The organism is Methylobacterium sp. J-078 (assembly GCF_022829285.1).
Taxonomy (GTDB): domain Bacteria; phylum Pseudomonadota; class Alphaproteobacteria; order Rhizobiales; family Beijerinckiaceae; genus Methylobacterium.
Genome location: NZ_JAKSYI010000096.1, coordinates 120,193 through 143,919 on the forward strand (window position 1 = coordinate 120,193; position 23,727 = coordinate 143,919).

Genomic DNA, 23,727 nt, shown 5'->3' on the forward strand with positions numbered 1-23,727 from the left:
TCTTCCTTGACGCCTATCCCTTGCGCGGGCGTGCGCCGAAGATCGCGGTGCCGACGCGGACATGGGTCGCGCCCATCTGGATCGCGGCGGGATAGTCCGCGCTCATGCCCATCGAGAGGATCGGGAGATTGTGGCGCTCCGCGATGCGGGCCAGCAGGGCGAAGTGGGGCGAGGGGGGCGCCTCGGCCGGCGGGATGCACATCAGGCCGTGGATCGCGAGGCCGTGGGTCTCGCGGCACTCGGAGAGCAGGGTGTCGACTTGGGCCGGCGAGACGCCGCCCTTCTGCGGCTCATCGCCGGTGTTGACCTGGATCAGGAGCTTCGGTGCCCGGCCCGTGCGCTCGATCTCCTTGGCCAGCGCCGCCGCCAGGGAGAGCCGGTCGAGGCCGTGGATGACGTCGAACAGTTCCACCGCCTCCCGGGCCTTGTTGGATTGCAGCGGGCCGACGAGGTGGAGTTCGACATCCGGATAGCGCTCGCGCAGGGCGGGCCACTTGGCCTTCGATTCCTGCACGTAGTTCTCGCCGAACAGGCGCTGCCCGGCCTCCAGGGCGGGGAGGATACCCTCCGCGGGAATCGTCTTCGACACCGCCACCAGGGCGACCGAGGCCGGATCGCGCTCGGCATCCGCCGCCGCCTGGGCGATCTGGTGGCGCACCGCTTCCAGCCCGGCCACGACGTCGGCGGCACTCGGGGGGGACGGGGCGTCGTCGGAAACTGTGTCGGCCATGCTGCCTCGGAGGGATGCGTTCGGTGAACCGGTCGGCCCGGGGACTATCACTTCGGACGTGGGCCGCAAGGAAATGCGGGCGTGGAGGAACGCCGGTCGCGCGACGAGGCTCCCACGCAGGCGAGGCCCGCTCGCGTCCGTGTTGACCCCTCCCCTCCCCGTGGTAGTCCGGCCCCCAGACTCTCAGGGCAGCTCCGCGCCGCGACGCGGGCCGCTCCTCATCTCACGAACCTCGGCGCCCGGCCCATGACGACCACTCCTGCCCACACACCCGCTCCCGAGCGCTACAACGCCAAGGAGACCGAGCCGCGCTGGCAGCAGGCGTGGGACGCGGCGGGCATCTACGCGACGAAGAACGACGACCCCCGTCCGAAATACTACGTGCTGGAGATGTTCCCCTACCCGTCGGGGCGCATCCACATGGGCCACGTGCGCAACTACGCCATGGGCGACGTGGTGGCGCGCTACAAGCGGGCGCGCGGCTTCAACGTGCTGCACCCGATGGGCTGGGACGCCTTCGGCCTGCCGGCCGAGAACGCCGCCATGGAGCGCAAGGTCAACCCGCGCGACTGGACCTACGCCAACATCGCGACGATGCGCGGCCAGCTGCAGAGCATGGGCCTGTCGCTCGACTGGAGCCGGGAGATCGCGACATGCGATCCCGACTATTACAAGCACCAGCAGCGCATGTTCCTCGACTTCCTGGGCAAGGGGCTGGTGACGCGCCGCACGGCGAAAGTGAACTGGGACCCGGTGGACCACACCGTGCTCGCCAACGAGCAGGTCATCGACGGGCGCGGCTGGCGCTCGGGCGCCCTGGTGGAGCAGCGCGAGCTGACCCAGTGGTTCTTCAAGATCACCGATTTCGCGCAGGACCTCTACGACGCCCTCGACGGTCTGGAGCGCTGGCCGGAAAAAGTCCGGGTGATGCAGAAGAACTGGATCGGCCGCTCGGAGGGGCTGGAGGTCCGCTTCGCCCTGGAGGCGCCCCCGTCCCATCTCGAGTCCGAGATCAAGGTCTACACCACGCGGCCCGACACCCTGTTCGGGGCGAAGTTCCTGGCCATCGCCGCCGACCACCCGATCGCGGCGGCGCTCGCCCCGGCCCACCCGGCCCTCCAGAGTTTCATCGAGGAATGCCGGCGCACCGGCACGGCCCAGGCCGCCATCGACACGGCGGAAAAACTCGGGTTCGACACCGGCCTGAAGGTCCGCCACCCCCTCGATCCGTCCTGGCTGCTGCCGGTCTATGTCGCGAACTTCGTGCTGATGGAGTACGGCACCGGCGCGGTGTTCGGGTGCCCGGCGCACGACCAGCGCGACCTCGACTTCGCCAACAAGTACGGACTCGGCAACACGCCAGTGGTCTGCCCGGAGGACCAGGACGCGGCGAGCTTCGTCGTCACCGACACCGCCTATGACGGCGACGGGCGCATGATCAATTCGCGCTTCCTCGACGACATGACCACCGACGAGGCCTTCCACGCGGTGGCCAATCGCCTGGAGGCGGAGATCCTCGACGGTGAGCCGGTGGCGCAGCGCAAGGTGCAGTTCCGCCTGCGGGACTGGGGCGTCTCGCGCCAGCGCTACTGGGGCTGCCCGATCCCGATCATCCATTGCGAGGCCTGCGGCCCCGTGCCCGTGCCGGTGGCCGACCTGCCGGTGAAGCTGCCCGAGGAGGTCTCCTTCGACGTGCCCGGCAACCCGCTGGAGCGGGATCACGCCTGGCGCAACGTCCCCTGCCCCACTTGCGGGCAGCCGGCGCGGCGCGAGACCGACACCATGGACACCTTCGTGGACTCGTCCTGGTACTATGCCCGCTTCACCGCGCCTTGGCTGCAGGATGCGCCCACCGATCGCCGGGCCGTCGACCAGTGGCTCGCCGTCGACCAGTATATCGGCGGCATCGAGCACGCGATCCTACACCTGCTCTACGCCCGCTTCTTCATGCGAGCGATGAAGGCTACCGACTGGTCCGGCGTTTCGGAGCCCTTCGACGGGTTGTTCACGCAAGGCATGGTCGTCCACGAGACCTACAAGGACCCCGCCGGAGCCTGGGTGCCGCCGGCCGATATTCGAATCTCGGCCGAAGCCGGAACACGCGAGGCGTTTCACGTGAAAACGGCGGAACCGATCACTATCGGTGCCATCGAGAAAATGTCGAAGTCGAAGAAGAACGTCGTCGATCCGGACGACATCATCGCCAGCTACGGCGCCGATACGGCGCGCTGGTTCATGCTCTCCGACTCGCCCCCCGAGCGCGACGTGATCTGGACGGAGGACGGCGTCCAGGGTGCCGCCCGCTTCGTGCAGCGCGTCTGGCGCCTGGTCTCCCTGGCAAGCGCCGTTGAGACGGCCGAGGGTGCGGGCGACGCCGCCCTGCGCAAGGCCGCGCACAAGGCCCTGGCCGCCGTGGAGGAGGATGTGGAACGCCTGCGCTTCAACCGCTGCGTGGCGCACGTCTACACCCTGGCCAACGCCCTCGACGAGGCCCTGCGCAGCGGCGTTTCGCGAAGCGTCGCCGGGGAGGCGGCCGGGATCCTGACCCAGCTGATCGCCCCGATGATGCCGCATCTGGCCGAGGAATGCTGGCGGGCGCTCGGCCGCGACGGTCTCGTCGCGCAGGCGGGCTGGCCGGAGGTGGAGCGCGCGCTCCTCGTGGAGGACAGCGTCACCCTTCCCGTCCAGCTCAACGGCAAGAAGCGGGCGGACGTCACGGTGCCGCGCAGTGCCGACATCGCCGCGGTCCAGGCCCTGGTGCTCGCCGACGAGGCGGTGCAGCGGGCCCTGGAGGGCCGGGCGCCGAAGAAGGTGATCGTGGTCCCGGGTCGGATCGTGAACCTCGTCGTCTAGAGACACGAACCGGCGACCATGATCCTGCCGGATAGGAAACGTAAAGCTTGCGCCGAATAGGCTGTCGTCGAACCCCGGTTCGCCGTACAGACGGGCGGGACGAGGCAGCGGGACGGCGGCGGGCATGATGCGCTTGGCAAACGGGGCAGGGGCGGTTCGGGCAGCGGCGACCGGGACGGTCGGCCGAGCCGTGCGGGTCACCGCCGTCGCCGTCCTGGCGCTCAACCTGTCGGCCTGCTTCCGCCCCCTCTACGGTCCCACCGCCTCGGGCGAGCCGATGTCCGCCCTCCTCGCCTCGGTGCAGGTCGACGACGTTCTCATGGCGCAGGGCCAGGAGCGCCTCGGGCATTATCTGCGCAGCGAACTCATCTTCGACCTCGACGGCTCGGGCCAGCCCTCGACCAAGCGCTACCGCCTGAAGATGCAGGGCAGCGAGACGGTGCAGACGCCGATCGTGTCCTCGCAGACCGGTCGCGCCGAGGCCGGCACCATCGTGGGTACGATCAAGTACGCCCTGGAAGACCTCAGCGGCACGAAGATCATCAGCGAGGGCGTGGCGACCTCGACCGCGACCTACGACCGCTCGATCCAGCGCTTCGCCAGCCTGCGAGCCGCCCGCGACGCCGAGATCCGCCTCGCCAAGGTCCTCGCCGAGCAGATCAAGACCCGCATCGCCTCCGTGCTGGTGACGAAGCCCTGAGCGCGACCGCCCCGTGACCGCCGTCAAGGCCAGCGACGTCGACGGGCTGATCCGGCGCGGGCCCGATCCGCGCATCGCCATCCTGCTCGTCTACGGCCCGGATACGGGCCTCGTCTTCACCCGCGCCAAGGCGCTGGCGGAAGCCTTCGTCAGCGATCCGGGCGATCCCTTCGCCATGGTGAAGATCGACGGGGACGTGCTCGCCCAGGACCCCGGCCGCCTCGTGGACGAGGCCGGTACCGTCGGGCTGTTCGGCGGCACGCGCACGATCTGGGTCCGGTCGGGCAGCCGCAACTACGCCCCCGCCGTCGAGGCGGCACTCAAGGCCGAGATCCAGAACGCCCGCATCGTGGTGGAGGCCGGCGACCTCGCCAAGAGCGCGCCCCTGCGGACGCTCTGCGAGAAGTCGCCGAAGGCCCTCGCCCTGCCCTGCTACCCGGACGACGAGCGGGCGCTGGCCGACCTCATCGACCGCACGCTCCAAGACCAGGGCCTGCGCATCGCCCGCGACGCCCGGGACGTTCTCGCCACGAGCCTCGGCGGAGACCGGGGCGCCAGCCTCTCGGAGATCGAGAAGCTCAGCCTCTACGCGCACGGGCAGGGCCAGGTGAGCCTCGACGATGTCGAGGCGGTGGTCAGCGATGTCGCCGGCAGTGTCCTCAACACGCTGATCGATGCCGCCTTCGCCGGGCGCAGCGGCGAGGTCGAGCGCGACTACCGCCGCTTCCGCCACGAGGGCATGGACCCCTCGGTCATGCTGGGCGCAGCCCTGCGGCATGCCCTGACGCTGCTGGCCACGCGGCTCGCCGGGGAGGGGCAGAGTGCCAGTCTGATGGTAGCCAACTGGCGCGGTCTCCATTTCCGGCGCAAGGCGCTGGTGGAGACGCAGCTCGCCCGCTGGTCGCCCCCGGCCCTGCGGTACGCGATCCAGCTGCTACAGGAGGCCGTCCTGGCCTGTCGCCGCGCGGACCCGGAACTGGCCCATGCCCAGGCCTCGAGCACGCTCCTGCGCATCGCCACCGAGGCCGCCCGGCGGCGCTGAGGTTCAGGACTCCGGCAGGGAGACCTTGAAGCGGTTGCAGAGGCCCCGAAGCTCCTCGGCGGTCTCGTAGCGGATGCGGATCTCGCCGGCGCCCGCAACCTTCGATTTCAGGGCCACGGTCACGCCGAGCGCCCGGGCCATGGCCTGTTCGAGGGTGCGGATCTCGGCGTCCTTCTCGGCCGCACGGCGGGGCCGGCCGGGACGGGGGCCATCGCCCTCGGGCACCTCGGCGGAGGCCAGGGCCTCGACTTCGCGGACGGACAGCCCCTCCTCCACGATCCGGCGAGCGACACTCTCGGCATCGCGCACGCCCAGCAGCGCGCGGGCATGGCCTGCCGTGATCTCGCCGGCCACGACCCGGTCCTGGATCGCGGGGGCGAGCTGGAGCAGGCGCAGGGTGTTGGCGAGATGGCTCCGGCTCTTGCCCAGGATCTCGGCGAGTTCGGTCTGGCTGTACTGGAACTCGCTCATCAGCCGCTCGTAACCGGCGGCCTCCTCGATGGCGTTGAGGTCGGTGCGCTGGACGTTCTCCAGGATGGCGAATTCGAGGGAGGTCCGGTCGTCGATCTCCACGGTGACCACCGGGACTTCGTGAAGCCCGGCGCGCTGGGCCGCGCGCCAGCGGCGCTCGCCCGCCACGATCTCGTAGGTGTCGGGCACGCCCGCGAGCGCCCGCACCACGATCGGCTGGATGATGCCGCGCACCTTGATCGAGGCCGACAACTCCTCGAGGTCCGACTCGTTGAAGCGGCGGCGCGGGTTGCGCGGGTTCGGGCGAAGGAATTCCACCGCAACCTTGCGCTGCGCCTGGGACTTGCTCGCCTCGGCGTTGTCGTCGCCGAAATCGCCGATCAGGGCCGCGAGGCCGCGCCCGAGCCGGGGCCGCACCACATCATCCGCCATCGCCACCTGCTTCAACTCCGAACCTGACTGGACCGCTTCATAGGGCGGGGGCAGGGCGCCCCCGCCGCGTCACGCCGCGACGGGCAGGCGCCCCTCGCGTTGGATGATCTCCGAGGCGAGGCGCAGATAGGCCTGCGAGCCCGCACACTTGAGATCGTAGAGCAGCACCGGCTTGCCGTGCGAGGGTGCCTCGGACACGCGCACGTTGCGCGGGATCATGGTCTCGTAGACCTTCTCGCCCATGAAGCTGCGCACATCCGCCACCACCTGCGCCGACAGGTTGTTGCGCGGATCGAACATCGTCAGGACGATGCCCTGGATGGTCAGGCGCGGATTGAGCGCGCCGCGCACCTGCTCGACCGTGCGCAGCAGCTGGCTCAAACCCTCCAGGGCGAAGAACTCGCATTGCAGCGGTACCAGCACCGCGTCGGAGGCAGCCAGGGCGTTGATGGTGAGGAGGTTGAGGGAGGGCGGGCAGTCGATCAGGATGTAGGTGATGCCCGCCGTGGCGCCCGTCTCGCCGACGCCCTTGAGGACGTTGCGCAGGCGATGGGCGCGGTCCGGCGCGCTCGCCATCTCCAGCTCCAGGCCGAGGAGGTCCATGGTGGAGGGCGCCACCATCAGGCGCGGCACGGCGGTCGGGATGCAGGCCTGCCCGAGAGAGGCCTCGCCGGCCAGCACGTGGTAGGTCGAGACCTTGCGCTGGCGGCGGTCGATGCCGAGGCCCGTCGAGGCGTTGCCCTGCGGATCGAGATCGATCACCAGCACGCTCTCGCCGATGGCGGCGAGCGCCGTGCCGAGGTTGATCGCCGTCGTCGTCTTGCCGACGCCGCCCTTCTGGTTGGCCAGCGCCAGGATGCGCAGCGGCCGATCCGGATTGCCGCCGGTCGTCGGTACGGGAGTCGGATCGCTTGTCATGAATCCACGCGAGATAGGGCCGTGACGCGGACGATCCGCGCTTCCGACTCGGTTCGGCTCGGCACGAGATCGTAAACGAATCTCCACCGTTGCGCGGCCTCGGTCAATTCCGATTGGACATCACGTCCTTTCGGAAACAGTCCGACCGTGCCGGTTGTCAACAGCGGCTCCGCCCAGGCGAGCAACTGGGTGAGGGGGGCGAGCGCCCGCGCGCAGACCACCGCGACGCCGCGATGATCGCCAATGACCGCTTCGATTCGGGCGTTGTGGACCTTCGCGGGGGCTCCGGTCAGGCGGGCGGTCTCGGTGAGGAAGGCGCACTTGCGCGCATTGCTCTCCACGAGATCGACTCGGAAGCCGGGACGCTCGTGGCCGGCGATGGCCAGGACGAGGCCGGGCAGGCCGGCCCCGGCGCCGAGGTCGAGCCAGGTTTCCGCCTCCGGCGCGATCTCCCGAAGCTGGAGCGCATCGGCGATGTGGCGGGTCCAGACTTCCGACAGGGTGGCGGGCCCGACGAGGTTCTTCACGTTCTGCCAGCGGCGGAGCTGCTCGACATAGAGGTCGAGGCGCTGGGCTGTTTCACGTGAAACACCCGCTGCGGCCAAGACCCGATCGCGGTCGCGATCAGAGGCCATGGGCGGCCCCACGATCGGCTCGGCGGGCATGGGCGGCGAGCAGCGTGAGGGCGGCTGGGGTCACGCCCTCGATCCGCGCGGCCTGACCGAGGGTGCCAGGGCGCACGGCCTCGAGTTTCAGACGCATCTCGTTCGACAGTCCCGGAATGCCCGCATAATCCAGGCGGATCGGCAGGGCCACCGCTTCGTCCCGGCGGAAGGCCTCGATGTCCGCCTGCTGGCGGTCGAGATAGACCGCATAGGTGGCGTCGGTGCAGAGCCGCTCGGCCACGCGGGGCGGGACGGCGGCGAGTTCCGGCCAGACTGCGCTCAGCCGCGCCCAATCGATCTCCGGGTAGGACAGGAGCTGGAAGGCGCTGCGGCGGATGCCGTCCTGATTGAGCGCGACGCCGACGGCGCGGGCCTGGTTGGGGGTCAGGCTCAGGGTGTCGAGTTGCGCGCGTGCGGCGTCGAGGGCCGTCTGCGCGGCGGCGAAATGCGCCGCCCGACGCGCGCCGACGCAGCCGAGAGCGGCGCCCTTCGGCGTCAGGCGCTCGTCGGCATTGTCGATGCGGAGCGAAAGTCGGTACTCCGAGCGCGAGGTGAACATGCGGTAGGGCTCGCTCACCCCATGGGTGACGAGGTCGTCGATCATCACACCGAGATAGGATTCGGCTCGGTCGAAGGTGGTCAGCGCAGAGCCGCCGGCGAGGCGGGCGGCGTTGATGCCGGCGACCAACCCCTGCCCCGCCGCCTCCTCGTAGCCTGTGGTGCCGTTGATCTGACCGGCCAGGAACAGGCCTGGCAGACGTTTGGCCTGAAGGGAGGCATCGAGTTCGCGGGGATCGACGTAGTCGTACTCGATGGCGTAGCCCGGGCGCAGGATCCTGGCCCGCTCCAGGCCGGGGATCAGCGCGATGACGTCGCGCTGGACGCTCTCGGGCAGCGCGGTCGAGATGCCGTTGGGATAGACCGTTGGGTCGTCGAGGCCCTCCGGTTCAAGGAAGATCTGGTGTCCCTCCCGGTCGCCGAAGCGGACGACCTTATCCTCGATCGATGGACAGTAGCGCGGGCCCCGGCTGGCGATGCCGCCCGAGTACATCGGCGAGCGATGCAGGTTGGCGCGGATAAGATCGTGCACCGCCTGCGTTGTGCGGGTGATGCCGCACTGGATCTGCGGCGTGGTGATCCGCTCCGTCAGGGTCGAGAACGGGACAGGATCCGCGTCCGCCGACTGCATCTCGAGGCCGGACCAGTCGATGGTGCGGCCGTCGAGGCGGGCAGGCGTGCCGGTCTTGAGGCGACCGAGGGCGAAGCCTGCGCGGTCGAGGGTCTGTGCCAGGCCAACGGACGGGGCCTCGCCGACGCGTCCGGCCGGGATTTGGGTCTCGCCGATATGGATGAGTCCGCGCAGGAAGGTGCCGGTGGTCAGCACGACGGCGCCGCAGGGGAGGGGGCGCCCGTCGGCTAAGATCACGGCGGAGACCCGACCCTGCGCGAGGGCGATGTCGGCGACCTCTCCCTCGATCACGCGCAGGTTCGCGGTCTCGGCGATCGCTGCCTGCATGGCGGCCGCATAGAGCTTGCGGTCAGCCTGGGTCCGAGGACCGCGCACCGCCGGGCCCTTGCGCCGGTTGAGAAGCCGGAATTGGATGCCAGCAGCATCGGCGACGCGCCCCATCAGGCCGTCGAGGGCATCGACCTCGCGCACGAGATGGCCCTTGCCGAGACCGCCGATTGCCGGGTTGCAGGACATCGCGCCGATGGTAGCGGCCCGATGGGTGACCAGGGCCGTCCGCGCGCCGATCCGGGCGGCGGCGGCCGCGGCCTCGACGCCGGCATGGCCTCCGCCGACGACGATGACGTCGTAGGAATCAGGGGTTTGGTGCATGGGTTCGATTAAGCGCCTGCGGCCGGAATGGTCAACGGATCGATGATGCGGATCTCTGTTTTCACGTGAAACCGGAGGTCCGTGCCTCCACGGTCACAGAGCGGAGTCAGGATCGGCTACTTGCCGATGCAGAAGCCGGAGAACAGTCTGTCCAGCATCTCCTCCACGCCGACATGGCCCGCCACCTCCCCGAGGGCGCGAACGGCGAGACGCAAATCTTCGGCCGCGAGTTCGGGCAAGGCGGTGCCTGCCAGCAGCCGGTCGAGGTGCTCGCGGCAGCGGGACAGGCCGAGGCGGTGGCGCTCACGGGTGATCAGGGCATCGCCGTGTCCGACGGCCCGGACCGCCTCGTCCTCGATCGCCGCCAACAGCCGATCGAGGCCAGATCCGGTGAGCGCCGAGATGCCGATCGTGGTGTCCGGCAGGACGGCGCCAGCATCGAGGTCGCGCTTGGTGCGAACCTGGAGCACGGGCACGAACGGCATCAATCCGGACAACACCCCTTCCGCCTCCGGGCCTTCCAACATCACGATGAGGTCGGCCTGCTGCATGCGGGCCCGCGTGCGGCGGATACCCTCCGCCTCGATCGCGTCGCCTGCCTCGCGCAGGCCTGCGGTGTCGACGAGGATCACCGGCAGGCCACCGAGGTCGCAGCGGATCTCGATGACGTCCCGGGTCGTGCCGGGCGTGGATGAGACGATCGCCGCTTCGCGTCGGCTCAGGGCGTTCAGCAGCGTCGACTTGCCGGCATTGGGCGGCCCAGCGAGGACGACGGTGAAGCCGTCCCGCAAGCGCTCGCCGCGGCGGGCATCGGCAAGCACAGCCGCCACCTCGTCGCGGATCGCCCGCGCCTTGTCCGCCAGGGCGGCATCCAGAGCCGCGTCGTCGACGTCGCCCTCGTCCGAGAAGTCGAGGGCCGCTTCCACGCTCGCGAGCAGGTCGATAAGGCGGTGGCGCCAGTCGGCCACGATCCGGCCGAGGGCGCCGTCGAGCTGGCGCAACGCTTGACGCCGCTGCGCTTCGGTCTCGGCGTCGATGAGGTCGGCGATGCCCTCGGCCTCGGTGAGATCCAGGCGGCCGTTGAGGAAGGCGCGGCGGGTGAAGGCACCGGGTTCGGCCGGGCGGCAGGCGGGAATGTCGGCCAATGCCCGCAGGACCGCGCTGCGGACCGCGATGCCGCCATGGAGGTGGAGTTCCACCATGTCCTCGCCGGTGAAACTGGCAGGCCCCGGCATCCAGGCGACGAGGGCCTCGTCGAGCGGCGTGCCATCGGGGGCGCGCAGAGTGCGAAGGGAGAGGCGCCGGGGGGCGGGGAGGGGGCCAGCGAGCGTGTGGATCACGTCCGCCGAGGCCGGTCCGCTGACCCGAATGACGCTGACAGCCGAGCGGCCCGGGCCGGTGGCGGGCGCGAAGAGGGTGGTCTGTTCGGGCATGGTGGCGACGCCCTGGACGCCGACGCCGGTCGCGTCAAGCGATCGTTAACCAGCTAACGGATTTGTTTCAGCTGGAAATCGTTGAATGTCAGCAGGGGGTTGGCCGGACGCGGCGTACCACGCACCCGCGTCCGGCCAGATGGGCTCAGGTGTTCATCGAGTCGAAGAAGTCGTTGTTGCTCTTGGTCTGGCGCAGCTTGTCCATGAGGAACTCGATCGCGTCCGTGACGCCCATCGGGTTGAGGATGCGGCGCAGGACGTAGGTCTTCTTGAGGGCGTCCGGTGGCACCAGGAGCTCTTCCTTGCGGGTGCCCGAGCGGGTGATGTCGATGGCCGGGAAGATGCGCTTGTCGGAGACCTTGCGGTCGAGAATGATCTCGGAGTTGCCGGTGCCCTTGAACTCCTCGAAGATCACCTCGTCCATGCGCGAGCCGGTGTCGATGAGCGCGGTCGCGATGATGGAGAGCGAGCCGCCCTCCTCGATGTTGCGGGCCGCGCCGAAGAAGCGCTTCGGGCGCTGCAGGGCGTTGGCGTCGACGCCGCCCGTCAGCACCTTGCCGGAGGAGGGGACGACCGTGTTGTAGGCGCGGCCGAGGCGGGTGATCGAATCGAGCAGGATGACCACGTCGCGGCCATGCTCCACGAGGCGCTTCGCCTTCTCGATCACCATCTCGGCGACCTGTACGTGGCGGGTGGCCGGTTCGTCGAAGGTCGAGGCGATGACCTCGCCCTTCACCGAGCGGATCATGTCGGTCACTTCCTCGGGCCGCTCGTCGATGAGCAGCACGATGAGGTAGCATTCCGGGTGGTTGATGGTGATCGACTGCGCGATGTTCTGCATCAGCACGGTCTTGCCGGTGCGCGGCGGCGCCACGATCAGGGCGCGCTGGCCCTTGCCGATGGGGGCGACGATATCGATGATCCGCGGCGAGAAATCCTTCTTCGGCGGATTGTCCAGTTCGAGCTTGAAGCGCTGGGTTGGGAACAGCGGCGTCAGGTTGTCGAAATGGACCTTGTGCTTGATCTTCTCCGGGTTCTCGAAGTTGATCGTGTTGACCTTCAGCAGCGCGAAGTAGCGCTCGCCGTCCTTGGGGCCGCGGATCGGGCCCTCGACGGTGTCGCCCGTGCGCAGGCCGAAGCGGCGGATCTGGGTCGGCGAGATGTAGATGTCGTCGGGACCCGGCAGGTAGTTCGAATCGGAGGAGCGCAGGAAGCCGAAGCCGTCCTGCAGCACCTCGACGGTGCCGGCACCGATGATCTCGACCTCCTTGGCAGCGAGCTGCTTCAGGATGGCGAACATCAGCTCCTGCTTGCGCATGGTCGAGGCGTTCTCGACCTCGACCTCTTCGGCGAAGGCGATCAGGTCGGTCGGCGTCTTGGACTTGAGGTCCTGGAGCTTGACCTCGCGCACGGCGTCAAGGTCTGCGGCGACGATTCCGCCGTCGGCCGAATGGTCCACGGGGAGGGCTTCGTACGGTGACGTCATGGGAGATTCGGAACCGGCGGGAAGGGTAGGGAATCGGGGCAGATTCAAATCGATGGTATCGGGGAGTTTGATCGCCGGGCGCCTTTTCGGCGCCTGTCAGTCGGAGCGTTCGTGCGAAGAACGGCTCCGCGCATCGTCTTTGCGGAGCCTCAGGGCTCGCGGATGCAGCACGGCGTAACGAGGAGAGACTTTACCCGTAGCGGGTTTGCCCGGTCTTCGCAAGGTCCGTCCGCGCGTCAAGCCGGATCAGCGGCGGCGTAGACGCACATAGAGGGCGCCGGCCCCGCCGTGGTGGCGCGCCGCCTCCTCGAAGCCGAGCACCACGCCCCGCAATTCCGGCGACCGGAGCCAGTGCGGCACGCTCCGGCGCAGCACGCCCCGCTCCGAGAAGGCCTCGTCGTAGCCCGGGCCGCCCTTGCCGGTGACCACGAGGACGTGGGTGTGTCCGCTGGCGCGCGCCCGCATCAGGAAGCCGATCAGCGCCCCGTGCGCTTCCGCCTGATACATCCCGTGCAGGTCGATCCGGGCATCGACCTGCAGCGCGCCGCGGCGCAGGGCGAGCCGGACGCGGCGCTCCAGGCCTGGGGCCTGGGGCGGGGCGGGGGCGACGACGGGGGCCGCCGGGGCCGGCGGCGGGGTCGGCTTCAGGGCGGCGCGCTTGGCGAGCGTACGCGCCATGGGTTTCGGGGGGGCTGGCTTCAGGGGCACGGGTTTCGGGGGCGCGGGCTTGAGCGCGGACGGCTTGGGGCCGGAGACCTGGCTCGCCGGAACCGGCGCCGGGGCTTTCGCCGGCGCGGCCTCCGGGCGCGGCACCGCGCGGCCGCGCAAGGGGGTGATCAGCCGGGCGATCTCGCCCCACAGGTAGGCGTCCTCCCCCGAGAGGCCGCGCGGGCGCCGGGGGATCCTCATGGGGCGGCGGGTCCGGCGCCGCGCGGCAGCAGCACCACGAAGCCGACCGCGTCGCGCAGGTTGCCGGCGCGCACGCCCGCCTCCGCGCCGGTGCCGAGATAGAGGTCGCCCCGGGCCGGGCCGACGATGGCCGAGCCCGTATCGGCCGCCACGACGAGGCGCCCCGGCGCGGCGTCACCCGCGATCCGGCCCTCGAGCCAGAAGGGGAGGCCGTAGCGCCAGAGCGTGGCGTCGACGGCGACGTTGCGGCCCGGGCTCAAGGGCACCCCGGCCGCGCCGGGGGGGCCGAGGGCGGGATCCGCGATCTCGGCGAGCCGGAAGAAGATGTAGGAGGCGTTGGCCCGCATCAGCCGCCGCGCGTGGCCCGGATTGGCCCGCAGCCAGCCGGTCCAGCGTGCCAGGGTGAGGCCCTCCAGCGGCAGGTGGCCCTCTGCGACGATGAGCTTGCCGATGGAGGTGTAGGGGCGCCCGTTTCGCCCGTCATAGAGCACCCGCACGGAGCGCCCGTCGGCGAGGCGGACGCGGCCCGAGCCCTGGACCTGGAGCACGAACAGGTCGACGGCGTCGCGCAGGTAGAGGAGCGGGTGGGCGCGCTCGCCCAGGGCGCCGTCCTCGATGGCCGCCCGGTCCGGATAGGCCTCGAAGGCGTCGCCGATCCGGCGCGCGGCGCGCAGGGCGGGGTCGAGGCCCGGCCGCGTCTCGCCGGGTTCCAGGCCGACGAGGTCGTCGGGCCGGGCCAGCACGGCGGCGGTATAGCCGGGGCCGGGTGTCGCGGAGCCGTCGAGTTCCGGCTCGAAATAGCCGGTCAGGAAGCCGCTGCGGCGCTCCGGCGTCCCGTCCGCCGCGGGGCGGACGACCCGGTAGGCCTCGAAGGTTTCCGTGAAGAAGCGGCCCGCCTCGGCCTCGGGCATCGCCGCCGCCCGGGCGCAGGCCGCCGCTAGGGCTTCCGCCGAGCCGGCCACGCCGGTGGGCTGGGGGGCTGCCGGCGTCGCCGCGCAGGTCCGCCGGAAGGCCGCCAGGGCCTCGCTTGCGTCGGGGCCCGGAAATCCGGCCAGGCGCGCGGTCTCCACGGGCTCCAGTACCGCGTCGCCCACGCGCAACGGCTCGGCCGCGGGGGCGGCCGAGCCGGGGCAGGGGAGGTAGAGGAGGGCGAGGGCGGCCGCGACGGCCGCAGGCCGGAATGTCACGCGGTCGGCCGGGCGGCTCAGGCGCCGGCTTCCGTCGCCACGAGCTGCCAGTTCGGGTCGCGGGTTCCCAGCGTCCGGGCGAAGGTCCAGACGTCGGGCACCTCCACCACGGTCTCGGCGCTGCCGTCCGTTACCTGGCCCTGCGCGTTGCGGGTGGCGGTGATGAGGTGGGAGAGGAAGCGCACGGTGACCTGGGCCACGCGGTTCTTCACGTCGACCGCCACGATCTCGGCCTTGTCGAGGGAGACGAAGGTGGTCTCCACGGTCTCGCGGCGTCCCTCGCGGGCGTCGATCTCGCGCTCGAAGCCCTCGCAGACTTCGCGGGAGAGCAGGCTGCGCAGGGTCTTGCGGTCCCCCTTGGCGAACGCGATCACGATGGCCTCGTAGGCGCTCTTGGCCCCCTCCACGAAGGCGCGCGGATCGAAGTTCGGTTCCACCTGGACGACGCTCTCGAGGCCCTGGGCGATGGCCGAGCCGGGCTCGGCGATGCCGCGCCAGTCGCGGGCATCCGCCTTCGGCGCCGCCTGGCCCCGGTCGGCCTGGGCCTGCGCGCGGTCGGCGCCGGGCAGGCGCACCACGTTGTCGCCGTCCCCGCGCGCGGCCGGCGGCTCGGTGCGGCTGCGGTCCACCGGCTTGAAGGGCGAGCGCTCCGTTCCGGTCTTCTGGCCCAGCACCGAGCGCAGCCGCCAGATGACGAAGACCGCCAGCGCGAGGAAGATCAGGGTGGTCAAGTCGAAGGAGTCCTGCATCACTGATCCGATCGTGGCCGTCGCACGAATACGTTGTTCCAAGGGGCTCCGAAACCCGGTCCGGTCCCCGGCAGGAGCACGCGGCTGGAGGTTCCGGCCGAGACACGCGGCCGAGAAGCTCGACCATGTGGCGCTTTAGCCGAGTGTCGCGCAAGGATCGAGCCGCGTCTTCGCGGTCCGGAGGGCGGCGGGCCGACGCGGGGCAGGCCCGGTGCGGGAGGGCACGGTCTCGGGATGGCTCGAACCTCCGGGGTCGCGCACAGGGATATGGGGCGGCCGGTCCGCCGGTTCCAGGCGGGCGTCCCGGGTGCGGACCGGCCGCGCCCGTTCCGGTGCCGCGAGGGGCCGCGCCCCGGCCCGTCGCCTTGTTCCGCCCGGACGGGCGTGATAGCGCGCTCCCGCGCCGGCCGGGTGGTCGCATCGTCGCGGGTCGCGCTCACGCGCGATTCGCCGGGATGCGGAGATCGGCGGAGGCCTCGATCCGGCACGGCACCGCCCATCCGCAGACCCAGGAAGAGGATACAACGCCATGGCCGACAATCCCGCACCGAACGGCAACGGTGGCGCCACGGCGCAGCCCGACGACGGCACCCCCACGATCAACGCCCTCGCGCAATACACCAAGGATCTCTCCTTCGAGAATCCGAACGCGCCGCGCTCGCTGCAGCCGCAGGAGAGCGGTCCGCAGATCAACATCCAGGTGAACGTCAACGCCAAGCAAATCGCCGAGGTCGATTTCGAGGTCGAGCTGACCCTGGAGGGCGATGCCAAGATCGCCGGCGAGGTGCTGTTCGCCTTCGAGCTGACCTATGCGGGCATCTTCCGCATGCGCAACATCCCGGAGGACCAGCTTCACCCCGCCGTGATGATCGAGTGCCCGCGTCTGCTCTTCCCCTTCGCGCGCCAAATCGTCGCCGAGGCCGTGCGCAACGGCGGCTTCCCGCCCCTCTACATCGACCCGATCGACTTCGTGGGCCTCTACCGCCAGAAGGCGATGGAAGCCCAGGCGCAGCAGGGCGCAGCCGGTCCGCTCGCCTCCTGAAGACCTACGCCGCCCCGTATCCGCCGGTCCTCGGGGCCGGCGGATACGGGGCATCGCGTCGAACGCCGCGCGCGGGCTGCCGCCCGGAATCGCGCCGCCGCTGACACGCATCGGCCTCGGCGCCAGAACGCCCGGCCGGGCCGGACCTCGCACCGTTCCGGCCCGTGACGCGGTGCGGTCCGGGACGATCGGGATCGAATTCGGGACTTGGCCGTTACGCGCTTCCAGTCGCGGCCGGCCCGCTTGCGGGTCGGCTCGCGCCGCAGCGCCGTCGGATCGGCGGATCGCTCCAGCCCCCGGATCGTATGCTCGCCACGCATCATCTCGCCCTGATCAACGTCTTCACGGGCGACATCCAGGGCGGTCTCGGACCGTTCCTGGGCACCTGGCTGGCGCAATCCGCTGCCTGGAGCCCGTCGCGGGTGGGCTTCGTCACCACCCTGGTGGGCATCGGCTCGCTGCTCATGAGCGGCCCCTTCGGCGCCCTGGTCGACCGCCTCGGCCGGCCCCGGCTGCTGATCGCCCTGGCCTGCGGGGCGATCCTGTGCGGCACCCTGCTGCTGCTGCCGGCCCGGGGCGTGATCCCGGTCTTCGCCGCGCAGATGTTGGCGGCGGCGGGCGGCACGCTGCTGCTGCCGGCGGTGACCGCGCTCACCCTCGGCATCGTGGGCAAGGATCGCTTCCCGAAGCAGCAGGGCCGCAACCAGGCCTTCAACCATCTCGGCATCCTGCTCGCGGCCGGCGGCATCGGCCTCGGCACCGGCTGGTTCGGCCCGGCCATCGCCTTCTGGGTGCTGGGCGGCATGGCGGTGCTGGCGATCGTCGCCACGCTCACCACGCCGGGCCATTGCTACAATGCGCGCCGGGCGGTGGGCTGGCAGGAGGATTCCGACAACAAGCCCGAGCGGGCCGGCCTGCGCAGCATCGTGTCCGACCGCCGGCTCCTCGTGCTCGCCGTGGCTCTTGCCCTGTTCAACCTCGGCAACGGCGGCATGCTCTCTCTGCTCGGGCAGAAGCTGGTGGCCACCGCCGTCGATGCCACGAGTTGGACCGCCCGCTACGTCATGGTGGCGCAACTCGTGATGATCCCGGTGGCGCTTTTCGCGGGCTCGCTCGCCGACCGGCGCGGCCGGCGCCAGCTCCTCGTGGCAGCCTGCGCGGTGCTCCCCGTGCGCGCCGCGCTCTCGGCCTTCATCGACGATCCCGTCTGGCTGATCTCGGCCGAGATCCTCGACGGCGTGGCGTCGGGCATCATCGGCGTCGCGGTGCCCGTGGTGGTGGCCGACCTCACCTGGGGCTCCGGCCGGACCCAGACCGCGCTCGGCTCCCTCAACGCCATCCAGGGCATCGGCGGCGCCCTCTCGGCCTGGTACGGCGGCCTCGCGCAATCGGTGCTCGGCTGGACCGGCGCGTTCCTGGCGCTGGGCGCCCCGGCCCTCGTCGCCCTCGCGCTCGTGCTCTGGCTCGACACCACCAGCGAGGGCCGCGGGACGCGCAGGCGCGATGCCGCGGCCGAAACGTCCTCCGGGGAAGCGGCCGCGCCCACGCAGGGGACGCGGAAGGCCCGGCGCGCGCCCGAGCGCAAGCCGGAGACGGCCTGAGGGCGGATTGCCGCGGGGGGAACAGGCCGTTCCCGCCCCGGTTGGCGAGGGTGCCTCAGCCACCGGAGCGCCTGACGATGGACGATCGACCCGACGGAAGGACCCTGCGGGTCACGGAACCCCGCGCTGTGCCGTGGCTCAGCATCGTGTTCGGCTACGGGCCGATGCTGCCCTTCGCCGCCGGTGCGCTGGCCGCCTGGGGCTGGCGCGGCACCGCCCTCGGACAGGCCGCCGCCGCGCTGACGATCCTATGGGGCTGCGCCATCCTGCTGTTCCTGTCCGGGGTGCGCCGGGGCGTCAGCTTCCGCACCGAGGGCGGGGCCACCGTCGCGCAGATCGCCACCATGATCGGGCTGTTCAGCCTCGGCTTCGCCGCCCTGGTGCTGGCGACCCTCGGCGCGGCCGTGCCGGCCCTGCTCCTGCTCCTCGTCGGCTTCACCGCCATCGCGGTCCTCGATCCGATCGCGGCCCGGCGGGGTGAGGCGCCGCTGTTCTTCGCCCGCCTGCGTCCGGTGCAGATCCCCATCGCCCTCGTGAGCCTCGCGGCCCTTCTCGTCCTGGCGCTCTGACGCCGGGTGTTCGGGCGCCAGACACCCGGCGCGCTTGCCGCTACCGGCCACCCGCGATAGAGCCCCCGGAACCCCGAACAGCCCCGACGGACGCGAAGATCACCATGGCCAAGGCCGATTCAAACAAGGCCGACACCCTGAAGCCGCGCCTGCCGCGCGGTTTCGTCGACCGTCGGGAGGACGAGATCGCTGCCCAGCACCGCATGCTGGAGACGATCCGCCGAAGCTTCGAGCTCTACGGCTTCGAGGCCCTGGAGACGCCCTTCGTCGAGTACACCGAGGCGCTGGGCAAGTTCCTGCCCGACCTCGACCGCCCGAACGAGGGCGTGTTCTCGTTCCAGGACGACGACGAATCTTGGCTCTCGCTGCGCTACGACCTCACCGCGCCCCTGGCCCGGCACGTGGCCGAGCACTTCGACGCGATTCCCAAGCCCTACCGGAGCTTTCGCGCAGGCTACGTCTTCCGCAACGAGAAGCCGGGTCCGGGCCGCTTTCGCCAGTTCATGCAGTTCGATGCCGACATCGTCGGGGCCGGCTCGGTGGCGGCCGATGCCGAGATCTGCATGCTGATGGCCGATACCCTGGAGAAGCTCGGGCTCACCGGCCAGTACGTGGTGAAGGTCAACAACCGGAAGGTGCTCGACGGCCTGATGGAATCGATCGGCCTCAGTGGCCCCGACAAGGCCGGCCAGCGCCTGACCGTTCTGCGCGCCATCGACAAGCTCGACCGTCTCGGCGATGCGGGCGTGCGCGAATTGCTGGGCGACGGCCGCAAGGACGAGAGCGGCGACTTCACCAAGGGGGCGGGTCTGGCGGACGAGGCGATCGGGCGCGTCCTGGCCTTCACCGGCTGGACCGGGACCGGATCGGCGCCCGCCGACAACGCCACCACGCTGTCGAATTTCGAGGCGTCGCTCGCGGGCAGCGCCATCGGCCTGGAGGGCGTGCGCGAACTCGCCGACATGGCCGCCCTGTTCGCCGCTGCCGGCTACGAGGATCGCATCCGCATCGACCCGTCCGTGGTGCGCGGGCTCGAATACTACACCGGTCCGGTCTACGAGGCGGAGCTGACCTTCCCGGTCACCAACGAGGACGGCCAGACCGTGCGCTTCGGCTCGGTTTCCGGCGGCGGGCGCTACGACGGCCTCGTCGGGCGCTTTCGCAGCGAGCCGGTGCCGGCCACCGGCTTCTCCATCGGCGTCTCGCGCCTGTTCTCGGCGCTGCAACTCGTGAAGAGTCCGCTCCTGGAGGGCACGAAGAAGCCCGGCCCGGTGGTGATCCTCGTCCTCGACCGCGACAACATCGCCGACTACCAGCGGCTGGTCTCGAGTCTGCGCGAAGCCGGCATCCGGGCCGAGCTCTATCTCGGCGGCTCGGGCATGAAGGCGCAGATGAAATACGCCGACCGGCGCGGCAGCCCCTGCGCGATCATCCAGGGCTCGAACGAGCGCGAGGCCGGCGAGGTCCAGATCAAGGACCTGATCGAGGGCGCCAAGGCGGCGGCCGCCATCACCAGCAACGCCGAGTGGAAGGCCGCGCGCCCGGCCCAGTTCTCGGTGCCGGTCGCCGAGATGGTCGAGCGGGTCTGGGACGTACTGGAAACGCATTTCCCGGGGAGCAGGCCCGAGGCTTCGGCCGAGCGGAACTGACCGCCCGGCCGACGCGAAAGATCAGGCGACCGAGATGTCGACCTGGATGTTGCCACGGGTGGCGTGGGAGTACGGGCACACCACGTCGGCGCGCTTCACGAGATCCTCGGCGACGGCGCGCTCGAGGCCCGGCAGGGTTGCCTTGAGGGCGACCACGAGGCCGAAGCCGGTGCCGTCGTCGCGCGGGCCGATGCCGACGCTCGACTCGATCTTGGACTCCTCCGACACCTGGATCTTGTCCTTGCCGGCCACGAACTTGATCGCGCCGAGGAAGCAGGCGGCGTAGCCGGCCGCGAAGAGCTGCTCCGGATTGGTGCCGGCGCCACCGCCGCCGCCGAGCTCCTTCGGGGTCGAGAGCTTGACGTCCACCTTGGAATCGTCGGTCGCGGCGGAACCCTCGCGGCCGCCGGTGGCATGGGCGTGTGCGGTGTAGAGTGCCTTCATGTCGGTCTCTCCTCGTCGTGGAACGGGGTGGTCGGATCGAACGCTACGCTTCAGCTGCGGCTAAAGCGATCTCGATTGCGCGCAATCTAGTTTTCATCTCGCACGGAACTTGATTGTGCGCAATATGAGTTTTGCATAAGGTCGTGACAGGCCCCCGGTTCCGTCCGGTCGCCATCAGGAAGGACACCGCACCATGTCGGGACGGACCACCCGCCCCCGCACCGAGCCGGTCGCGGACCCGGGCGCCGACGCCCTGAGCCTCGACAGCCAGCTCTGCTTTGCCGTCTACGCCACGGCCCATGCCTTCGGGCGCGCCTACCGGGCGCTGCTGGCGGGGCACGACCTGACCTACCCGCAATATCTGGTGTTGCTGGTGCTGTGGGAAGAGGAGGGCCTGACGGTCAAGGAGATCGGCCAGCGCCTGTTCCTCGATTCCGGGACCCTGACGCCTCTGCTGAAGCGTCTGGAGGCGGCCGGCCATGTCCGCCGCGCCCGCGACCGCACCGACGAGCGGCAGGTCAGCATCTTCCTCACCGAGAAGAGCCGGGCTTTGAAGGGGCGGATGCAATGCGTGCCGGACGAGGTGGGCGGCCTGACCGGCCTTGATCTCGACGGGCGCCGGGCCCTCCTCGACATCCTGATGAACCTGCGCGGCGCATTGCATGCGGGCCTCGGCGAGGCCGACGACCGCCCGGTCGCCGGCGGCCCCGAAACCACCGCACGGCGCGGGTCCTGACAGGGGCGAGCCCTGATCGAGGCGAGGCATGGAAAAAGCCGCTCCCGCCAGGGCGGGAGCGGCTTCCGGACCGCGCTTTCGCGAGCATGCCCGGCCGGCCCTGAAGGGGCGGGCCGGAGCGATCCTAAAACCCGTGCTTCGGGATCAAGACGTCTCGAGGATCAGGACTTGGTCTTGAGGTAGGCGATGATGTCGTCGACCTTCTTCGGGTCCTTGACGCCGGGGAAGACCATCTTCGTGCCCGGGATCTTCTTCTTCGGGTCGGTCAGCCACTCGTGGAGGTTGGCCTCGTCCCAGGTGATGCCGGAGCTCTTCATGGCCGCCGAGAAGGCATAGCCGTCCGCGCCCTCGCCGGCCTTCGCGCCGACGACGCCCTTCAGGGTCGGGCCGACGCCGTTCTTCTCGAAGTTGTGGCAGGCCTTGCACGGGGCGAACGCCTTCTCGCCGGCGGCGGCGTCGCCCTCGGCATGAGCCGACAGAGGCAGCAGCAGGGCCAGGGCGGCGCCGAACATGATATGACGCATCGTGTGTTTCCTCCTTGAAGCGGCTTCAGCCGCTTGGGCTTATGGCAGAGCTTACCCGTTTAGAACAGATTGAGACAGGAACGCGCAAGGCGGACTGCGATGCGCTGCGGCCAAAGGAAGCTTCTCCAACGGCGTTCGGTTCCGCCCCGACCGACGAGGCCACGAACCGGATGCGCCGCGCCGGTGTTTGTCCTACGCTCCCTCGCAAAGCGCCGTTCCTCCGTCTCGCGCTGTCGCCTCCTCATAGGCGATCCCGGCTGAGCGGATGATGAAGATGGCGCGCCCCCGGAGGACATGCCCATGTCGATCGCCTTTCCCGTGCCCGATGCCGGTGTCGTCGCCCGCCGCGAGGCGATCATCGCCGGCCTCGCCCCCCTGGTCGCCCCCGAGGCCCTGGTGACCACCGAGGACGAGCGCCGCGCCTTCGAGACGGACGGGCTCACCGCCTACCGCAAGATGCCGCTGGCCGTGGTGCTGCCCTCGACGACGGCGGAGGTCTCGGCCGTGATGGCGTTCTGCCACGCCAACGGCGTGCGGGTGGTGCCGCGCGGCGCCGGCACATCGCTCGCCGGCGGCGCCATCGCGCAGGAGGACGCGGTGATTCTCGGGGTGGCCAAGATGAACCGCATCCTCGCCGTCGATTACGAGAACCGCACCGCGCGGGTCGAGGCCGGCATCACCAACCTCGCCATCTCGGGCGCGGTCAGCCACGAGGGCTTCTTCTACGCGCCCGACCCGTCGAGCCAGCTCGCCTGCACCATCGCGGGCAACATCGCGATGAATTCCGGCGGCGCGCACTGTCTCAAATACGGGGTGACCACCAACAACCTGCTCGGCGTCACCCTGGTGATGAACGACGGCACCGTGGTGGAGATCGGCGGCGAGCACCTCGACGCGGCCGGCTACGACCTCCTCGGCCTCGTCTGCGGCTCGGAGGGGCAGCTCGGCATCGTCACCGAGGCCACCGTGCGCATCCTGCGGGCGGCGGAGGGCGCACGCCCGGCGCTCGTCGGCTTCGGCTCGGTGGAGGATGCGGGCGCCTGCACGGCCGCCATCATCGGCGCCGGCATCATCCCGGTGGCGATCGAGTACATGGACCGCGAGGCGATCCTCATCACCGAGGATTTCGCGCAAGCCGGCTACCCGCGCGACGCCGAGGCCATGCTGATCATCGAGGTCGAAGGGTCGGATGCCGAATGCACGGCGATGCTCGCCCGCATCGAGGCCATCGCCAGCGACTTCAACCCGACCAGCATCCGGGTCTCGAAATCGGAAGCCGAGAGCGCCGCGATCTGGAAGGGCCGCAAGTCCGCCTTCGGCGCCACCGGCCGAATCTCGGACTACATCTGCATGGACGGCACCATCCCCACCGGCCAGCTGCCCGGGGTGCTGGAGCGCATCGGCGCGATCTGCGCCGAGAAGGGCCTGCGCGTCGCCAACGTGTTCCATGCCGGTGACGGCAACCTGCACCCGCTGATCCTGTTCGACATCAACAAGCCCGGCGAGATGGAGAAGGCGGAGGCCGCCGGGGACGAGATCCTCAAGCTCTGCGTCGAGGTCGGTGGCTGCCTCACGGGCGAGCACGGCGTCGGCATCGAGAAGCGCGAACTCATGCGCTTCCAGTACGCCCAGGCCGATCTGGAGCAGCAGATGCGGGTGAAGAACGTGTTCGACCCCGGCTGGCTGATGAACCCCGCCAAGGTGTTCCCCCTGGAGGGACGGGTCGGGCTCTGATCAAGTCCGGTCG

The 23,727-nt window shown here is 70.4% G+C and carries 21 protein-coding genes; 9 read left to right on the plus strand and 12 right to left on the minus strand.

Annotated features, from left to right (window positions below):
* Positions 1 to 13: 13 nt before the first annotated feature.
* The gene (locus MKK58_RS15395) at positions 14 to 730 is read right to left on the minus strand and encodes a YggS family pyridoxal phosphate-dependent enzyme (RefSeq protein ID WP_243912870.1); all 717 of its coding nucleotides are present in this window, start codon (positions 728 to 730) and stop codon (positions 14 to 16) included.
* Positions 731 to 976: 246 nt separating this feature from the next.
* On the opposite strand from MKK58_RS15395, the gene leuS reads away from it, so the two are divergent.
* From leuS to holA, 3 genes are all read left to right on the plus strand, one after another.
* Positions 977 to 3,583 (plus strand): leucine--tRNA ligase, encoded by a 2,607-nt coding sequence (leuS, locus tag MKK58_RS15400; RefSeq protein ID WP_243912871.1) that lies wholly within the window; start codon positions 977 to 979, stop codon positions 3,581 to 3,583.
* A 124-nt stretch (positions 3,584 to 3,707) separates the two neighbouring features.
* A complete protein-coding gene (gene lptE, locus MKK58_RS15405; RefSeq protein ID WP_243912872.1) occupies positions 3,708 to 4,283 on the plus strand; it encodes an LPS assembly lipoprotein LptE in 576 nt (191 codons plus the stop codon).
* Between the two features lie 13 nt (positions 4,284 to 4,296).
* Positions 4,297 to 5,325, plus strand: coding sequence for a DNA polymerase III subunit delta (gene holA, locus MKK58_RS15410; RefSeq protein WP_243912873.1), 1,029 nt, complete (start codon positions 4,297 to 4,299; stop codon positions 5,323 to 5,325).
* Positions 5,326 to 5,328: 3 nt separating this feature from the next.
* Here the strand turns inward: holA and MKK58_RS15415 are convergent, their stop codons facing one another.
* From MKK58_RS15415 to MKK58_RS15455, 9 genes are all read right to left on the minus strand, one after another.
* Positions 5,329 to 6,228: a ParB/RepB/Spo0J family partition protein gene (locus MKK58_RS15415; protein ID WP_243912906.1), complete on the minus strand. Its 900-nt coding sequence runs from the start codon at positions 6,226 to 6,228 to the stop codon at positions 5,329 to 5,331.
* Between the two features lie 69 nt (positions 6,229 to 6,297).
* Entirely contained in the window at positions 6,298 to 7,146 is an 849-nt protein-coding gene (locus MKK58_RS15420; protein ID WP_238278910.1) for a ParA family protein, read from the minus strand.
* Positions 7,143 to 7,781 carry a 16S rRNA (guanine(527)-N(7))-methyltransferase RsmG gene (rsmG, locus tag MKK58_RS15425; protein WP_243912874.1) on the minus strand — a complete coding sequence of 213 codons (639 nt, stop codon included), beginning with the start codon at positions 7,779 to 7,781 and terminating at the stop codon, positions 7,143 to 7,145. The genes MKK58_RS15420 and rsmG overlap by 4 nt, the downstream gene beginning before the upstream one ends.
* Positions 7,771 to 9,651: a tRNA uridine-5-carboxymethylaminomethyl(34) synthesis enzyme MnmG gene (gene mnmG, locus MKK58_RS15430; RefSeq protein ID WP_243912875.1), complete on the minus strand. Its 1,881-nt coding sequence runs from the start codon at positions 9,649 to 9,651 to the stop codon at positions 7,771 to 7,773. Before mnmG ends, rsmG begins: the two co-directional genes overlap by 11 nt.
* Positions 9,652 to 9,767: 116 nt before the next feature.
* Positions 9,768 to 11,084: a tRNA uridine-5-carboxymethylaminomethyl(34) synthesis GTPase MnmE gene (gene mnmE, locus MKK58_RS15435; protein WP_243912876.1), complete on the minus strand. Its 1,317-nt coding sequence runs from the start codon at positions 11,082 to 11,084 to the stop codon at positions 9,768 to 9,770.
* A 145-nt stretch (positions 11,085 to 11,229) separates the two neighbouring features.
* A complete protein-coding gene (rho, locus tag MKK58_RS15440) occupies positions 11,230 to 12,570 on the minus strand; it encodes a transcription termination factor Rho (RefSeq protein WP_238278917.1) in 1,341 nt (446 codons plus the stop codon).
* Between the two features lie 246 nt (positions 12,571 to 12,816).
* Positions 12,817 to 13,479, minus strand: a complete 663-nt coding sequence (locus MKK58_RS15445; protein ID WP_243912877.1) for a Smr/MutS family protein — start codon at positions 13,477 to 13,479, stop codon at positions 12,817 to 12,819.
* Entirely contained in the window at positions 13,476 to 14,666 is a 1,191-nt protein-coding gene (locus tag MKK58_RS15450) for a murein transglycosylase A (protein ID WP_409565253.1), read from the minus strand. The genes MKK58_RS15445 and MKK58_RS15450 overlap by 4 nt, the downstream gene beginning before the upstream one ends.
* 17 nt (positions 14,667 to 14,683) lie before the next feature.
* Complete coding sequence (locus tag MKK58_RS15455) at positions 14,684 to 15,415, minus strand: Tim44/TimA family putative adaptor protein (RefSeq protein ID WP_243912878.1); 732 nt, start codon at positions 15,413 to 15,415, stop codon at positions 14,684 to 14,686.
* Positions 15,416 to 15,944: 529 nt separating this feature from the next.
* On the opposite strand from MKK58_RS15455, the gene secB reads away from it, so the two are divergent.
* The 4 genes from secB to hisS all read left to right on the plus strand — a co-directional run bounded on the left by secB (position 15,945) and on the right by hisS (position 20,276).
* Positions 15,945 to 16,457 carry a protein-export chaperone SecB gene (gene secB, locus MKK58_RS15460; protein WP_243912879.1) on the plus strand — a complete coding sequence of 171 codons (513 nt, stop codon included), beginning with the start codon at positions 15,945 to 15,947 and terminating at the stop codon, positions 16,455 to 16,457.
* Between the two features lie 305 nt (positions 16,458 to 16,762).
* Entirely contained in the window at positions 16,763 to 18,058 is a 1,296-nt protein-coding gene (locus tag MKK58_RS15465; RefSeq protein ID WP_243912880.1) for an MFS transporter, read from the plus strand.
* 77 nt (positions 18,059 to 18,135) lie between these two features.
* Positions 18,136 to 18,627, plus strand: a complete 492-nt coding sequence (locus MKK58_RS15470) for a DUF3429 domain-containing protein (RefSeq protein ID WP_243912881.1) — start codon at positions 18,136 to 18,138, stop codon at positions 18,625 to 18,627.
* A 104-nt stretch (positions 18,628 to 18,731) separates the two neighbouring features.
* Positions 18,732 to 20,276, plus strand: a complete 1,545-nt coding sequence (hisS, locus tag MKK58_RS15475) for a histidine--tRNA ligase (RefSeq protein WP_243912882.1) — start codon at positions 18,732 to 18,734, stop codon at positions 20,274 to 20,276.
* 21 nt (positions 20,277 to 20,297) lie between these two features.
* On the opposite strand, the gene MKK58_RS15480 is transcribed toward hisS, so the two are convergent.
* Entirely contained in the window at positions 20,298 to 20,720 is a 423-nt protein-coding gene (locus MKK58_RS15480; RefSeq protein WP_243912883.1) for an organic hydroperoxide resistance protein, read from the minus strand.
* Between the two features lie 193 nt (positions 20,721 to 20,913).
* Here MKK58_RS15480 and MKK58_RS15485 point away from each other — a divergent pair, with 193 nt between their 5' ends.
* Positions 20,914 to 21,456: a MarR family winged helix-turn-helix transcriptional regulator gene (locus MKK58_RS15485; RefSeq protein ID WP_243912884.1), complete on the plus strand. Its 543-nt coding sequence runs from the start codon at positions 20,914 to 20,916 to the stop codon at positions 21,454 to 21,456.
* A gap of 161 nt (positions 21,457 to 21,617) precedes the next feature.
* On the opposite strand, the gene MKK58_RS15490 is transcribed toward MKK58_RS15485, so the two are convergent.
* The gene (locus tag MKK58_RS15490; protein WP_243912885.1) at positions 21,618 to 21,980 is read right to left on the minus strand and encodes a c-type cytochrome; all 363 of its coding nucleotides are present in this window, start codon (positions 21,978 to 21,980) and stop codon (positions 21,618 to 21,620) included.
* Positions 21,981 to 22,280: 300 nt separating this feature from the next.
* On the opposite strand from MKK58_RS15490, the gene MKK58_RS15495 reads away from it, so the two are divergent.
* Positions 22,281 to 23,714, plus strand: a complete 1,434-nt coding sequence (locus MKK58_RS15495) for an FAD-linked oxidase C-terminal domain-containing protein (protein ID WP_243912886.1) — start codon at positions 22,281 to 22,283, stop codon at positions 23,712 to 23,714.
* Positions 23,715 to 23,727 lie beyond the last annotated feature (13 nt).

Bases quoted from the DNA above. Each gene is read 5' to 3' on its own strand.
- MKK58_RS15395 (WP_243912870.1), bottom strand. From the start codon at position 730: ATGGCCGACACAGTTTCCGACGACGCCCCGTCCCCCCCGAGTGCCGCC.
- leuS (WP_243912871.1), top strand. From the start codon at position 977: ATGACGACCACTCCTGCCCACACACCCGCTCCCGAGCGCTACAACGCC.
- lptE (WP_243912872.1), top strand. From the start codon at position 3,708: ATGATGCGCTTGGCAAACGGGGCAGGGGCGGTTCGGGCAGCGGCGACC.
- MKK58_RS15415 (WP_243912906.1), bottom strand. From the start codon at position 6,228: ATGGCGGATGATGTGGTGCGGCCCCGGCTCGGGCGCGGCCTCGCGGCC.
- MKK58_RS15420 (WP_238278910.1), bottom strand. From the start codon at position 7,146: ATGACAAGCGATCCGACTCCCGTACCGACGACCGGCGGCAATCCGGAT.
- rsmG (WP_243912874.1), bottom strand. From the start codon at position 7,781: ATGGCCTCTGATCGCGACCGCGATCGGGTCTTGGCCGCAGCGGGTGTT.
- mnmG (WP_243912875.1), bottom strand. From the start codon at position 9,651: ATGCACCAAACCCCTGATTCCTACGACGTCATCGTCGTCGGCGGAGGC.
- mnmE (WP_243912876.1), bottom strand. From the start codon at position 11,084: ATGCCCGAACAGACCACCCTCTTCGCGCCCGCCACCGGCCCGGGCCGC.
- rho (WP_238278917.1), bottom strand. From the start codon at position 12,570: ATGACGTCACCGTACGAAGCCCTCCCCGTGGACCATTCGGCCGACGGC.
- MKK58_RS15445 (WP_243912877.1), bottom strand. From the start codon at position 13,479: ATGAGGATCCCCCGGCGCCCGCGCGGCCTCTCGGGGGAGGACGCCTAC.
- MKK58_RS15455 (WP_243912878.1), bottom strand. From the start codon at position 15,415: ATGCAGGACTCCTTCGACTTGACCACCCTGATCTTCCTCGCGCTGGCG.
- secB (WP_243912879.1), top strand. From the start codon at position 15,945: ATGGCCGACAATCCCGCACCGAACGGCAACGGTGGCGCCACGGCGCAG.
- MKK58_RS15465 (WP_243912880.1), top strand. From the start codon at position 16,763: ATGCTCGCCACGCATCATCTCGCCCTGATCAACGTCTTCACGGGCGAC.
- MKK58_RS15470 (WP_243912881.1), top strand. From the start codon at position 18,136: ATGGACGATCGACCCGACGGAAGGACCCTGCGGGTCACGGAACCCCGC.
- hisS (WP_243912882.1), top strand. From the start codon at position 18,732: ATGGCCAAGGCCGATTCAAACAAGGCCGACACCCTGAAGCCGCGCCTG.
- MKK58_RS15480 (WP_243912883.1), bottom strand. From the start codon at position 20,720: ATGAAGGCACTCTACACCGCACACGCCCATGCCACCGGCGGCCGCGAG.
- MKK58_RS15485 (WP_243912884.1), top strand. From the start codon at position 20,914: ATGTCGGGACGGACCACCCGCCCCCGCACCGAGCCGGTCGCGGACCCG.
- MKK58_RS15490 (WP_243912885.1), bottom strand. From the start codon at position 21,980: ATGCGTCATATCATGTTCGGCGCCGCCCTGGCCCTGCTGCTGCCTCTG.
- MKK58_RS15495 (WP_243912886.1), top strand. From the start codon at position 22,281: ATGTCGATCGCCTTTCCCGTGCCCGATGCCGGTGTCGTCGCCCGCCGC.